The organism is Vibrio sp. 10N.222.49.C12 (assembly GCF_041475025.1).
GTDB classification, from domain to species: Bacteria; Pseudomonadota; Gammaproteobacteria; order Enterobacterales; family Vibrionaceae; genus Vibrio; species Vibrio crassostreae_C.
In genome coordinates, this window is record NZ_JBFRVF010000091.1 from 1 (window position 1) to 12,464 (window position 12,464).

Genomic DNA, 12,464 nt, shown 5'->3' on the forward strand with positions numbered 1-12,464 from the left:
GCAGAGGCTTTTTCGAGGATTAGGCAGGCTTGTTTGAATCTCTTAAAGAGTGAAAAGGTAAGTGTTCACCAAACCCTATTGACATAAAAACTGTGACCTCTAGCACTTGATCTCACTTTAGGTATTGAGTGATCATTTTAAAGCTTCATCATAGTTGCATGACTAGAAAAAAAGCTCCTAAATACCAAGACGCACCACCTAAAGTCTCTGATTTGAATGAGGCTAAGGTGCTTATTGGTGAGCTGTGGGAACAGCTCCGACATTATGAAGATAAGCTAACCACTAGCTCCAAAAACTCTTCAATATCGCCCTCATCAGACACCCCCCAAGCTTGCCATGAGCGAAAAAGCTGAAAGCTCTGGTGGTCGCAATTCGAGAGGAGCTAAACAAGGCCATACAGGGCATCAACGAAAGCTCTCCCCATTAAAAAGCACGGATACCATTATTGATTGTTTCCCGAATGCTTGTCCTTGTTGCGCTCAGTCTGACATTGATGTTAATGATGGTCCTTACTACCGACACCAAGTCTTTGATATTCCCAAGCCCACTGTCGATATCACCGAATACCGTTTATTTTCAGGTCAATGTCGGCACTGCAAAGAAATCGTCAAGGCTCAAAAGCCTGACTATGCATCGCAAGGGATTATTGGGCCGAACTTATTAAGTTACATTGGGGTTCTTGCGGGGCAATATCATCCCAGTGTTCGGAAAATCCAATCTCTGCTCAAAGAACAGCTTGGCACAACCTTTTCGGTTGGCGCGATTAGTGAAGCGCAAACGAAAGTCGGTTCAATGCTAACGCCATTGCATCAAGCGATAAAACAAGCGTTAAAGAAAGCGCCTTTGATTCATGCTGACGAGACCTCTCATCACCGAAATGATGAAAAGAGCCTTCGTTGGTGTTGGTTAGTGGCAAGTGACGACCTTGTCTATGAACAAATTCTGTATTCGCGCTCGACCTCATCAGCGAAAAAGGTCATTGATGAAGACTATACCGGCATTGTGGTCAGCGACCAATGCCCAAGCTATAACTGGATAGCCGCAGACCGTCATCAGTTATGTTGGGCACATGTGAAACGTAACCTTCAGCAAATGGCGGATTATAGTGGCGGTGGCCACACAGCTTATATTGGCAAACATCTTTGTTTGCTGACGAACGCCATTTTCCATACTCGGCATCGTTATGAACAAGATGAGTTAAATTATGCGCTGTACTTACGAAGAATGCGTAGGTTGCAGAAATCGTTCGATCATTGGTTGAGCAAAGGGACAGATGTCATGGTCAAACGGTATCGGGGACGATGCAAGTTATTGCTCAAACATAGAGAAAGCTTGTGGGTTTTCCTCAAGAAAACGTCAATCCCCTTAACCAATAATGAAGCTGAGCGATGTATTAGAGGCTTTGTAATCCAAAGGAAAATCAGCTTCGGAACGACCTCGGATGCAGGCGATAAATTCCGCAGTAGGATTCATACCCTCATCGAAACCTGCAAAAAACGTGGCTTATCGGCAATGTCAGTGTTAAGTGAGTTCATCACGGCTGTTGTGGCGAAGAAACCGTACCCCAACGTCTTTGATCTATAGGTTGCTCTCATCCCCCGTTAATATCAAGTCAAGTTACCTTGGTGAACGATTACGTGAAAAGAGCTTTAAAGGTGGAATTAGCCACAAAAGGATGATGTGCGCGATGGATGAAGACTACTTAAGCAAGGTTCTGGGGAGCCTTGAATGACGGGCTTGTTCATGCGATTTCCGTGCTTATCTGTTAGAACTGTGCCGTTGTATCGTTTTAAACCTGGTGCGCAAATGGTCGACGCACCCGATGAGTGGCAGTGGTCGAGCTGGCACAATATGGTTGGGAATAGTTCGTCTCCGGATTGGTTATCGACTGATGCGATACTGTTGCAATTTACTAGCTACAGAGATAAAGCGGTCGATGCTTATAAAAGGTTTGTTGCAGAGGGTGTTGGTGTAGAAGTGTGGCCAAATTTACGTCAGCAAGTCTTCCTTGGAGACGAGGCTTTTGTCGCTAAACACCTAGCTATACAAAATGATTTGCAGGGTGATTTGCGAGAGGTCCCTCTTAAACAGCGCCGAACAAAACCTAAAACACTTTCCGAATATAATCATGAAGCAGTAGATCGCAGTAGTGCGATGATAAGTGCCTACGCCTCCGGAGGTTATACATTGCAGCAAATCGCTGATTATTTTGGTGTTCGCTATTCAACAGTGAGTCGCATGATTAACGCGACTAAGCAGTGATTATGTTCAGATGGCTGTTTGCGAATCGTCAAGCCTATTGGGGAGATCGTCGGTGATCCTTTTTTGTTCAATAAAATCGGCGAGTTAGCATAGAGAGTGTCTCAGGCAGAGACAGATTTGAGACACTTTTTTGAAGCACATTTAGCGCCCAATAGACGGTTTTTCCAGTGGATAGCGTAATCTCATACGTTGTTGGTAGTGTCAGTGCTGTGTTAATTTGGCTTAATTATCCTGATAGCTGATAGCTGATAGCTGATAGCTTGTCTCTTGATCACAAATTGGGCTCAAGGATACTTGTCATGCCAGAGTGCTTTTATCGGGCATCTGCTTTTATAAAAGGTCCCCGATAAAAGCACTCGGGAACGACGATTATCATTCACGAACATTAAAGTAACACTCTTAAAGGCCAACATAGCGCTCATTTTCCAAAATAAAAAATTCAAATAAAATAGTTAGGCAACGTCAATTATGATCAAACACTGTTTATTTCCTGCAGCGGGCTACGGCACGCGCTTTTTACCTGCTACAAAATCTATGCCTAAAGAAATGATGCCTATCGTGAATAAGCCGTTGATTGAATACGGCGTAGATGAGGCCATTCAAGCGGGCATGACCAGCATGGCGGTGGTCACCGGCCGTGGCAAAAGCTCGTTGATGGATCACTTTGATAAGAACTACGAGCTTGAGCACCAAATCCAAGGCACCAATAAAGAGCCTTTATTGGATGATATTCGCTCTCTGATTGATTCGGCTCAGTATACGTTTATTCGCCAACGTGAAATGAAAGGGCTAGGGAATGCTATTTTAACGGGCAAAGAACTGGTGGGCGATAACCCGTTTGCTGTGGTATTGGCCGATGACCTTTGCATTAATGAAGACCAAGGTGTACTGGTACAAATGGCAGCACTGTATCGCCAGTTCCGTTGCTCCATTGTTGCGGTCGAAGAGGTGCCAGAATCGGAAACCCACAAATACGGTGTGATTGCGGGTGAGCATTTGAGTGATGACCTGATTCGCATTACCGATATGGTCGAGAAGCCAGAGCAAGGAACCGCGCCAAGTAACTTAGCGATTATTGGTCGCTATATTCTAACTCCAGATGTCTTCGATATTTTGGAAGACACACAGCCGGGTAAAGGCGGTGAAATCCAAATTACGGATGCGCTTTTAGAGCAAGCCAAAAATGGTTGTGTGATTGCGTACAAGTTTAAAGGTAAGCGTTTTGATTGCGGTAGCGTCGATGGCTATATCGAAGCGACGAACTACTGTTATCAAAATGTCTACCTCAAAGGCAACAAAGCCGAAATGGATAAAACAGCAACTGAAAAGGTGTAGCGCATATAAGTTCGATCAATCGTGATAGTTTTTATCTTTATTGCTGTCGCTTCATTGTTCCACGGAATCACCTTTTTCTAACAAACCCCAAGGCTTAAATTAATGTCATTGTTTGAATACTTTGTCGAACTTTCTCTGTTCTTCTTCCTTTCGTTGGCGGTGTTGTACTGCATGCGCAAAGTGGGCTACGCCATTGGCTTAGTTGATAAACCCAACGCTAGAAAACATCATGAGGGTGTGGTCCCTTTGGTGGGCGGTATTTCCCTTTGTATTACCTTGTTGTACTTCTTCTACGTGAGTGCGTCAGAAATCAATAACATAGAGGTAATCGCCACGTGCTTAACGATACTGGTGCTGATCGGTGTGGCAGATGACCGCTTCGATATCAGTTTTAAACTTCGCATGGTTGTGCAAGCTGTCTTGACGCTGATCGTAATGCATTATACCGGGCTAACGCTTTCTCATGTTGGTAATGCGTTTGGGTTTGGTGTTTGGGACTTTCCGGTTGCCATCGATTATGTTGTTACCATATTAGCTGTGATCGGTGCAATTAACGCTTTTAACATGGTTGATGGTATTGACGGGCTATTGGGTGGTTTAAGCATAGTGGTGTTTGCCTCGTTAGGTGTGCTGTTCTATGCCCATGGCCTTGAGTTTTATACCTTCTTTATGGCAGTAATGGTGGTTATCTTACTTCCCTTCGTGCTGTTTAATTTGGGGTATTTTGGCAAACTACGTAAAGTGTTTATGGGCGATGCCGGTAGCATGATGATCGGCTTTCTCGTGATCTGGATTTTAATCCGAGGAACACAGCCTGAACACGGCCACTATACGATTCGTCCGGTGACGGCATTGTGGTTAATTGCGGTGCCTTTGATTGATATGATGGCCATTATGATCCGTCGTATTCGAAAAGGGCACTCTCCGTTCCAACCTGACCGCGAGCATTTTCACCACATTATGCAGCGTATCGGCTTTACCCCTCGTGAGTCGTTAGTGGTGATCTGTTTGGTACAGTTGCTGTACTCAACGTTGGGGTTATTGGGCGAATACTTCCAAGTGCCAGAATACATCATGTTCTACACCATTGTTGTGTGTTTCTTCCTCCACACCTACGCGATGACACACTCGTTTAAAATGGCGAAGATTGTAAGAAAGTGGAAGAAGTTAGAAGCGAAATAGTTTGATGTGTCGTTAACGGACAAGTCTACTATCGCAGTGCTTAGCTGGGTAAATTAGAGAGTTAAAGCAGTTAAGTTACAATAGCTCAAACTAAGACAAATATAGAAAAAGAGCCCAATCTTATCGAGATTGGGCTCTTTTGCGTTTAGCTTGAGAAGTTTTAGACTTGAGTGCTTTTGCTCTTAATCATCTTCACTTGAAAACCTAAGCCATTAATACACTGTTAATCACTAGTAGAGTTTTTCTGGAAGGTTACGCAAACTTCTAATCCAGCTGGTGATGCGCCAAACATAGCTCATAGCTACAGTGTATGAAGCAAAACAAATCATAAACAGGATGAACATGGTCGATTCAGCAATTTCTAGGAACTCTCCGTAGATACCGAAGCCAGCGAAGCTACTTGCGATAGCACAAATGATGGCCAGGGTTTGTCGCGATGTAAAACCAAGGCGTTGGAAGATGTGGTGTAGGTGCTCTCTGTCGGGCTTGAAAGGGGAGTCACCGCGGCGTACGCGTCTGAACATGATGGCAGCCATGTCCATCAGCGGAACAGCAATTAACCACAGTGCAGTAATCGGTCGCATCATAGCTTCTGATGGATCTTGGCTTGCGCCCAGCAGTAACCAAATCACAGTAAAGCCAATCATCATGCTGCCAGCGTCGCCCATAAAGACCTTACGCTCTCGCCCAAGAATGCCTAAGTTCATTAAGATATAAGGGATGGTTGCGACAATGAACACCACGCATAAATACGCTAAGCCATGTTGGCTGTCGACTTGAAGTAAAACGGCGATACCGCCAAAAGTTACAATAGCAAGCCCACCTAACAATCCATCAATGCCGTCGACCATGTTGAACGCGTTAATCGCGCCAATCACTGCGAGTATGGTTACTACAGGGCTCAGGAAGCCTAAATGCAGGTCGCCAGTACCAAACAGGTTACCAATGTTATCTAATCGAATGTCGGCGAAATACATCATGCCGATGGAGAGAATTGCTTGCACCACCAGTCGTATTTTGAAGCTAATGTCGAATTTGTCATCAAGCGCCCCGATAATAATAAGAGCAATAACAGAAGCTAAAAAGAGTGGGCTATGCGGGATGACGTCTGGATGGGTAACGATGAATTGGCCAATGGTTAAGCTGATCGCTATACCACCTACCAATGGGATCGCACCAGTGTGTAACTTTCTCTCATTCGGTTTATCCACTAAGCCAATGGATTTTGCCACTTTTCTCATCAAAAAGAGTGAGGAAAAGGAGAAGAAGCCAACAAATGATAGCTCTAATAACATAATGAACTCTAGCCAATTTTTTGTAGGAGTTTATTTGCGTGTATCTTACGCTAAAACTATCAATATGTACACCTGGTTGAGTATGTTTTGTTCTGTGCATTTTGAATGTGACATTTGGTTTTAGTATGTAATTGAACGTTGATTAAGAATGGTGGCTACGATGTTTTGGCTAGTATTATTGCTTAAGCTTTGTAGGTGCCTTAAACACAAAATGACGCTTTTTTTCACATTCGTTCATCCTACCTGCGCCCTTTCTTGATCTTCCACTACAGTTTTGACTGTAAACTGTAGTAAAATTACGCTAATTTGTTTTTATACCGATTTATTTTGAATTGAACGAGGTCAGTCCTATGTCAGCTAAGAAGCCAATGGCTCTAGTGATCCTTGACGGTTACGGTTACCGTGAAGACAACCAAGACAACGCTATCGCGAACGCTAAGACTCCAGTTTTAGACGGTCTTATTGCTAACCAACCTAACACGCTAATCTCGGCTTCTGGCTTAGATGTAGGCCTACCTGATGGCCAAATGGGTAACTCTGAAGTGGGTCACACCAACATTGGTGCGGGTCGCGTGGTATACCAAGATCTTACTCGTATTACTAAGTCAATTTCAGATGGTGAGTTCGGCCAAACTGAAACGCTAGTGAACGCTATCGATAAAGCGGTGAAAGCTGAGAAAGCGGTTCACATCATGGGCCTTATGTCTCCAGGTGGCGTTCACTCTCATGAAGATCACATCTACGCAGCTGTTGAAATGGCAGCAGAGCGTGGCGCAGAGAAAATCTACCTACACGCATTCCTAGACGGCCGTGATACGCCGCCACGTAGCGCAGAAAACACACTAGCACGCTTCCAAGAACTGTTCGCTAAGCTAGGTAAAGGCCGTGTGGCTTCGCTTATTGGTCGTTACTACGCAATGGACCGTGATAACAACTGGGATCGCGTTCAAGAGTCTTACGACCTGCTGACTCAAGCAAAAGCAGAATTCACGTTTGATACAGCGGTTGCTGGCCTAGAAGCGGCTTACGCTCGTGATGAAAACGATGAGTTTGTAAAAGCGACAGAAATCAAAGCAGAAGGCGAAGAGTCTGCCGCTATCGTAGATGGCGATGCAGTTATCTTCATGAACTACCGTGCCGACCGTGCTCGTGAAATTACACGTGCATTCGTTCCTGATTTCGATGGTTTTGCTCGTAACGTATTCCCAGCGATCGATTTCGTGATGCTGACTCAATACGCAGCAGACATCCCGCTTCTATGTGCATTCCCACCGGCTTCTCTAGAGAACACTTACGGTGAATGGCTATCGAAGGAAGGTAAAACGCAGCTACGTATCTCTGAAACAGAGAAATACGCGCACGTTACTTTCTTCTTCAATGGCGGTATCGAAGACGAGTTCGAAGGTGAAGAGCGTCAACTTGTTGCTTCTCCAAAAGTAGCAACTTACGACCTACAGCCAGAAATGAGTGCACCAGAGCTAACTGAAAAGCTTGTTGCCGCAATCAAAGGCGGCAAATACGACGCGATCGTTTGTAACTTCCCTAACTGTGACATGGTTGGCCACACTGGCGTTTACGATGCAGCAGTTAAAGCGGTAGAGTCGCTAGACGAATGTCTTGGTAAAGTGGTTGAAGCAATCAAAGAAGCTGACGGCCAACTGCTAATCACAGCTGACCACGGTAACGCGGAAATGATGGTAAACCCAGAAACGGGCGGCATCCACACTGCACACACTAACCTACCAGTGCCACTTATCTACGTAGGTAACAAAGACGTTGAGTTCAAAGAAGGCGGTAAGCTGTCTGACCTTGCACCAACGATGCTTTCTCTGTCTGGTATCGCAATCCCTGCTGAGATGTCAGGCGATGTGATCGTTAAGTAATCACTTAACTTTCATCGAATACTAGAACGGCTACGCGTGAGTGTGGCCGTTTTTTTGTATCTGGAATTTGAGTATAGATGCGGGGTGCGAGTAAACGGGATACGAAGAGCTTAAGGGCAGGAATTGGGTGAGAGAAATATGCAGAGGGGAACAGAAGGGCACGACCTTAAATAAAAGACGAAAAGAACGGCCTTGATGAATATCGAAAGAGTGACATTGCTTGAATGATTAGGTAGCTTAAGGCTCATACTATACTTATCTTTTACCTTATCTCTAGGCTGTTTATATGAACTCAAACCCAGACCGTTGGAAGCAACGACTGCAAAACTTAATGAAAGCGCAGCAAAGGCTTGAGAGAGCGTGCTCACAAGATAGCTACAATGAGTTAGAGCTCGCTGGGTTAGTACAAACTTTTGAATTTTCTTTCGAACTGACATGGAAGACCCTTAAAGACTTACTTGAGTTTGAAGGGTTTGATGTGGCTTCGCCGAGGAGCGTTTTTCGTACGGCCTTAGAAGCTAAGCACCTGTCTTCGGAGCAGTGTGAGATTATGCTTGAAGCACTCATAAAACGAAATTTATTGTCCTACACCTATGATGAGGAAAATGTCCTTGAAGCTCAGTCACTGATCTTAGAGTCATTTTCACCAGTGATAGGGCAAGTCACACTCTATTTAAAGCTTAAATGTGATCAAGAGGGTCAATGCGAACAAGAGGTTAAATGTGATCGATAGTTATTTGGGTAAACCAGACTCGGTCGGCCTTAAGCCTCATCAGTATCAGCTGATTGAGGATATTGTTTTGAACCATGTCTCAGTCATTCATGCCTGGGTATTCGGTTCTAGAGCCCTTGGAACTTATAAAGATAACTCCGACATCGATATTGTTATCGAGGGGCACGGTATTTCGTTAAGTGTCGTCGCAGGCTTGCAAGATCGTTTAGAACAGTCGTCGCTTCCATTCAAGGTTGACTTGCTCGTTAAGCATAGAATTACATCAAGCGAGTTACTTGCCCATATTGACACTTATGGGATTAAACTAAAGTAACCGAACGTATTATTATCAGCGTAACGGTGATGTTGATTCTTGAACCGATTGTTTACGTTTTGCCAGTTTATCTCGAATCTGAGTACCTGAATTGACTCGGCCATGTTTTTTATCATCAATAGAAAACGATAATAGTTTCATTAGCGCTATAGCTCCATCTCTACGCTTTCGATCTTCATAAGATTTAATCGTATCAGTGGACATTACCATCACCTCTTTGTATGAAATTTTAAATATAGACTATATGTTGTCTGGTGATAATGGCGCTTCTTGATGGTGAAACTTTATATTATTGATCTAGCGAGGTAAGGCTTATTGCGTTCTATCTACAACCGAACGCTCAAAATCCAGTAACCACTCTTTGCGGTTCATGCCGCCGGTGTAGCCGGTTAATGTGCCATTTGCGCCGATGACTCGATGGCAAGGTACAACAATACTAAATGGGTTCTTGCCATTTGCACCACCCACAGCTCTTACTGCTTTTGGGTTGTCCATTCTCTTTGCTTGTTCACCGTAACTGATGGTTTCGCCATAAGGAATGGTTGTTAAAGCCTGCCAAGCTACTTTTTGAAACTCAGTGCCTTTTATCGCTCTTAATGGCAAATCGAATTCTATTCGTTGACCTGCGAAGTACTCATCTAACTGTTTCGCTGCCAGTTGGCAAAGGTCATCTGGATTGCTAGTCATTAGCTCTTCGTTATTTACATGGTCAATTTCAATAAGCGACACACCATTGCTCACAATGATCATCTTGCCAATTGGTGCGTCATAAAGCATTTTGTAAGTGGTGTCTTCCATGTCATCTTCCTTCTTTTAGTCTTTTTCTGCTCTCAAGCTCTTCTAATCTCGTATCTGTTTTTGAGGCTCTTCGCATCCCGTTTACCCGAATCTCGCATCTGCTCTTAAGCTGCTTGAAATTTGATTCATGATGCGCAACACGCTACACTCTCTGTATGATTAAAACATTCAAGCATAAAGGTCTCAAAAAGTTTTTTGAGACTGGCAGTAAAGCCGGTATTCAAGCTAAGCATGAGCGTAAGCTTAGGATGCAGTTGGCAGCTATAGATACTGCAACCATTATTGATGATGTTGATCTACCTGGCTTTAAGCTTCACCCATTAAAAGGGGATAGAGATGGTATTTGGTCAATCACAGTAAATGGTAATTGGCGTATTACTTTCGAATTTATTGATGGTAATGCCTATATTTTAAATTATGAGGATTATCACTAATGAGTATGCACAACCCTCCTCACCCAGGTGAGTTTATTTATGACCTATATATGGAACCGTTTGGTTATAGCTGTCGTTTTGTTGCAAAGCAGCTTGATGTATCCCCTTCTACGCTGAATCGTGTTCTTAAAGGCCAAAGTGCAGTTTCTCCTGAAATGGCTTTACGTCTTTCTAAGTCACTGGGTAGAACCCCGGAGAGTTGGTTAACAATGCAGGATCACTATGATCTGTGGCAAGCAAAACAGAACGTTAATCTAGCGAAGGTAAATACGATCAACTTTGCTCTAGCGACATAAATATAACGAAGATGGACTAAGCGCTGCGTAGTCAGCGTTTGTCTTTCAGTTTTTGGTTTGTACTATCCCTCTTCGTATCCCGCATCTGCTTTAGCCCTCACACGAAGTGCAAAGCAATACCCTGAAATACCACCCATGATGTTCCCCAAGGCTAAACCAATAAACAACCCTTCGACACCATCAATTTGGCTGCCTATCCACGCAAAGGGCAAGGTAAACACAAACAAACGCATGAAGCTCCATTGAAAGGCTTTGAGTGGTTGATGCATGGCATTCATTCCACTGATCAGCATCATCACAATACCTTGGAATCCATAGCTAAAGGGGACGACCAACAAGTAATGCCACAAAATGCCTCGTACGGATTCTTCTTGAGAGAACAGGGCAGCTAAGGGGATGCTCAACGGCACCATCATTAAGAAAATCAAACCTTGGAACATCACAGCAAAACGCATACTGAGAAACAATGCCTTAAAGCTGCGTTGAGAGTTGTTTGCGCCAAAGTTCTGCGCCATGAAAGGCGTAAGGGCTGAAGTCAGAGACATCAACACAATGATAAGAATGGATTCAATACGCTGAGCAGCACCATAAGCAGCAACGGCTTCGGTTCCCTGTTTGGCCAACATCATCATTATGATGGCACCCGCTAATGGATTGAGCGCATTGGACAGTGCCGCAGGAGTGCCGATAGTCAGTATTTGATACCAATCGCTAAGGATGTTTTTGATATTCGGTAAAGCCAGAAGCTTTTCTCGTTTAATCAATATGTACAGCGAGCAACACAAAGCGCCAAACCAACTGAAACCACTTGCAATTGCAGCACCTTGAATCCCTAGTTCAGGGAAGGGGCCGTATCCAAAAATAAGCAAAGGGTCGAGAACGCCGTTGATTAACCCTGCCAGCATCATGATTTTAGCAGGCGTTTTGGTATCGCCACTGGCACGAATAGCGCTGTTGCCTGCCATTGGGATCACTAATAGGGGAATGGTGATATACCAGATCAGCATGTACTCAGAGATCAGAGGCAGTAACTCCGCTTCGGCACCCAATAAAGTAAATAAGGGGTCGAGTGAGATAATGCCAACAGCGGAAGCGCAGCAGACCAGAAGTAGCGCGAGTAATAATCCATGGCAGGTAAAGCGTGCTGCATTTTGTGCGCTGCCTTGGCCAAGCAATCGACCGATACATGTCGATAAGCCAATACCAATCCCCATGGTGATGCAGTTGATGGCAAAGGTGACTGGAAAGGTAAAGCTCACTGCTGCAAGTGCTTGTGTGCCGAGCAGTGAGATAAAGAAGGTATCGACCAAGTTAAACATCAAGATCGCCACCATACCGAATATGGTCGGTATGGTCATGGTACGCAATGTACTCTCAATTGGGGCAGTTAATAGCCCGTGCTTATCTTGCATGCAAAACGCCGATAGAAACCAAAAGCGTAGGATAAACAGATGCGGGATACGAGTAAACGAAAAGCAGGGAAAGATGAGGGGTGAGAATCTGCACTTTAGCTCACAATTTTTTCGTTCCCCCCTTGGGATCTTTCACATCGCCCCCAACATATTGTTTGACCCACGCTAATCGTGGCAACTATCAAAATTTAAATGGAAATTATCAGGAGATAAGACCGATGAATATCCGTCCTCTACATGACCGAGTTATCGTTGAGCGCCAAGAAGTTGAATCTAAATCTGCTGGTGGCATCGTTCTAACTGGTTCTGCCGCAGAAAAATCGACTCGCGGTATCATTCTAGCTGTTGGCAAAGGCCGCATTCTAGAAAACGGTTCAGTGCAACCGTTGGACGTAAAAGTTGGCGATACCGTTATCTTTGCTGAAGGTTACGGCACGAAAACTGAAAAAATCGACGGCAAAGAAGTTCTGATTATGTCTGAAAACGACATCATGGCGATCGTCGAGTAATCTATTTTTCAT

Annotated in this window: 14 protein-coding genes and 1 pseudogene; 11 read left to right on the top strand and 4 right to left on the bottom strand. The window is 44.3% G+C overall.

The features are described from left to right. Positions 1–158 precede the first annotated feature (158 nt). The 5 genes and pseudogenes from tnpC to wecA (AB4583_RS19995) all read left to right on the top strand — a co-directional run bounded on the left by tnpC (position 159) and on the right by wecA (AB4583_RS19995) (position 4,779). Positions 159–1,584 (top strand): IS66 family transposase gene (gene tnpC, locus AB4583_RS19975; protein ID WP_372119032.1). Its coding sequence is split into 2 segments (ribosomal slippage): positions 159–346 and positions 345–1,584, totalling 1,428 coding nucleotides; the frame shifts between segments, so codons are not numbered across the junction. A gap of 55 nt (positions 1,585–1,639) precedes the next feature. Further along, positions 1,640–1,732 (top strand): annotated as a pseudogene (locus AB4583_RS19980) (glycosyl transferase); the annotation flags it as partial. Further along, positions 1,729–2,262, top strand: a complete 534-nt coding sequence (locus AB4583_RS19985; RefSeq protein ID WP_372119035.1) for a hypothetical protein — start codon at positions 1,729–1,731, stop codon at positions 2,260–2,262. The pseudogene AB4583_RS19980 and the gene AB4583_RS19985, both read left to right, overlap by 4 nt. Positions 2,263–2,730: 468 nt before the next feature. Beyond that, on the top strand, positions 2,731–3,597 hold the full coding sequence (gene galU, locus AB4583_RS19990) for a UTP--glucose-1-phosphate uridylyltransferase GalU (protein ID WP_372119038.1): 867 nt from the start codon (positions 2,731–2,733) through the stop codon (positions 3,595–3,597). A 102-nt stretch (positions 3,598–3,699) separates the two neighbouring features. Then, positions 3,700–4,779 (top strand): UDP-N-acetylglucosamine--undecaprenyl-phosphate N-acetylglucosaminephosphotransferase, encoded by a 1,080-nt coding sequence (gene wecA, locus AB4583_RS19995; protein WP_372119041.1) that lies wholly within the window; start codon positions 3,700–3,702, stop codon positions 4,777–4,779. Positions 4,780–5,009: 230 nt separating this feature from the next. On the opposite strand, the gene wecA (AB4583_RS20000) is transcribed toward wecA (AB4583_RS19995), so the two are convergent. After that, positions 5,010–6,074 (bottom strand): UDP-N-acetylglucosamine--undecaprenyl-phosphate N-acetylglucosaminephosphotransferase, encoded by a 1,065-nt coding sequence (gene wecA / locus AB4583_RS20000; RefSeq protein ID WP_372119044.1) that lies wholly within the window; start codon positions 6,072–6,074, stop codon positions 5,010–5,012. A 350-nt stretch (positions 6,075–6,424) separates the two neighbouring features. Here wecA (AB4583_RS20000) and gpmM point away from each other — a divergent pair, with 350 nt between their 5' ends. From gpmM to AB4583_RS20015, 3 genes are all read left to right on the top strand, one after another. Continuing rightward, positions 6,425–7,957: a 2,3-bisphosphoglycerate-independent phosphoglycerate mutase gene (gene gpmM / locus AB4583_RS20005; protein ID WP_017060549.1), complete on the top strand. Its 1,533-nt coding sequence runs from the start codon at positions 6,425–6,427 to the stop codon at positions 7,955–7,957. A gap of 286 nt (positions 7,958–8,243) precedes the next feature. Further along, complete coding sequence (locus AB4583_RS20010; protein WP_102320020.1) at positions 8,244–8,690, top strand: HI0074 family nucleotidyltransferase substrate-binding subunit; 447 nt, start codon at positions 8,244–8,246, stop codon at positions 8,688–8,690. Continuing rightward, complete coding sequence (locus AB4583_RS20015; protein WP_102427676.1) at positions 8,680–9,003, top strand: nucleotidyltransferase family protein; 324 nt, start codon at positions 8,680–8,682, stop codon at positions 9,001–9,003. Before AB4583_RS20010 ends, AB4583_RS20015 begins: the two co-directional genes overlap by 11 nt. 15 nt (positions 9,004–9,018) lie before the next feature. On the opposite strand, the gene AB4583_RS20020 is transcribed toward AB4583_RS20015, so the two are convergent. Both AB4583_RS20020 and AB4583_RS20025 read right to left on the bottom strand, forming a co-directional pair. Further along, entirely contained in the window at positions 9,019–9,207 is a 189-nt protein-coding gene (locus tag AB4583_RS20020; protein WP_372119048.1) for a prevent-host-death protein, read from the bottom strand. Positions 9,208–9,315: 108 nt separating this feature from the next. Continuing rightward, positions 9,316–9,801, bottom strand: a complete 486-nt coding sequence (locus AB4583_RS20025; RefSeq protein WP_372119051.1) for a methylated-DNA--[protein]-cysteine S-methyltransferase — start codon at positions 9,799–9,801, stop codon at positions 9,316–9,318. Positions 9,802–9,956: 155 nt separating this feature from the next. Between AB4583_RS20025 and AB4583_RS20030 the strand changes: the two genes are divergently transcribed. Continuing rightward, positions 9,957–10,235: a type II toxin-antitoxin system RelE/ParE family toxin gene (locus AB4583_RS20030; protein WP_017067997.1), complete on the top strand. Its 279-nt coding sequence runs from the start codon at positions 9,957–9,959 to the stop codon at positions 10,233–10,235. Next, positions 10,235–10,531 (top strand): HigA family addiction module antitoxin, encoded by a 297-nt coding sequence (locus tag AB4583_RS20035; protein WP_017067998.1) that lies wholly within the window; start codon positions 10,235–10,237, stop codon positions 10,529–10,531. The genes AB4583_RS20030 and AB4583_RS20035 overlap by 1 nt, the downstream gene beginning before the upstream one ends. Positions 10,532–10,593: 62 nt before the next feature. Here the strand turns inward: AB4583_RS20035 and AB4583_RS20040 are convergent, their stop codons facing one another. Further along, positions 10,594–11,943 carry an MATE family efflux transporter gene (locus AB4583_RS20040; RefSeq protein WP_017067999.1) on the bottom strand — a complete coding sequence of 450 codons (1,350 nt, stop codon included), beginning with the start codon at positions 11,941–11,943 and terminating at the stop codon, positions 10,594–10,596. A 218-nt stretch (positions 11,944–12,161) separates the two neighbouring features. Here AB4583_RS20040 and AB4583_RS20045 point away from each other — a divergent pair, with 218 nt between their 5' ends. Beyond that, positions 12,162–12,452: a co-chaperone GroES gene (locus AB4583_RS20045; RefSeq protein WP_010433998.1), complete on the top strand. Its 291-nt coding sequence runs from the start codon at positions 12,162–12,164 to the stop codon at positions 12,450–12,452. Positions 12,453–12,464 lie beyond the last annotated feature (12 nt).

Coding starts and splice junctions, on each gene's coding strand:
- AB4583_RS20025 (WP_372119051.1), bottom strand. CDS start 9,801: ATGGAAGACACCACTTACAAAATGCTTTATGACGCACCAATTGGCAAG.
- wecA (WP_372119041.1), top strand. CDS start 3,700: ATGTCATTGTTTGAATACTTTGTCGAACTTTCTCTGTTCTTCTTCCTT.
- wecA (WP_372119044.1), bottom strand. CDS start 6,074: ATGTTATTAGAGCTATCATTTGTTGGCTTCTTCTCCTTTTCCTCACTC.
- AB4583_RS20040 (WP_017067999.1), bottom strand. CDS start 11,943: ATGCAAGATAAGCACGGGCTATTAACTGCCCCAATTGAGAGTACATTG.
- AB4583_RS20020 (WP_372119048.1), bottom strand. CDS start 9,207: ATGTCCACTGATACGATTAAATCTTATGAAGATCGAAAGCGTAGAGAT.
- AB4583_RS20035 (WP_017067998.1), top strand. CDS start 10,235: ATGAGTATGCACAACCCTCCTCACCCAGGTGAGTTTATTTATGACCTA.
- AB4583_RS20045 (WP_010433998.1), top strand. CDS start 12,162: ATGAATATCCGTCCTCTACATGACCGAGTTATCGTTGAGCGCCAAGAA.
- gpmM (WP_017060549.1), top strand. CDS start 6,425: ATGTCAGCTAAGAAGCCAATGGCTCTAGTGATCCTTGACGGTTACGGT.
- AB4583_RS20030 (WP_017067997.1), top strand. CDS start 9,957: ATGATTAAAACATTCAAGCATAAAGGTCTCAAAAAGTTTTTTGAGACT.
- galU (WP_372119038.1), top strand. CDS start 2,731: ATGATCAAACACTGTTTATTTCCTGCAGCGGGCTACGGCACGCGCTTT.
- AB4583_RS20010 (WP_102320020.1), top strand. CDS start 8,244: ATGAACTCAAACCCAGACCGTTGGAAGCAACGACTGCAAAACTTAATG.
- AB4583_RS19985 (WP_372119035.1), top strand. CDS start 1,729: ATGACGGGCTTGTTCATGCGATTTCCGTGCTTATCTGTTAGAACTGTG.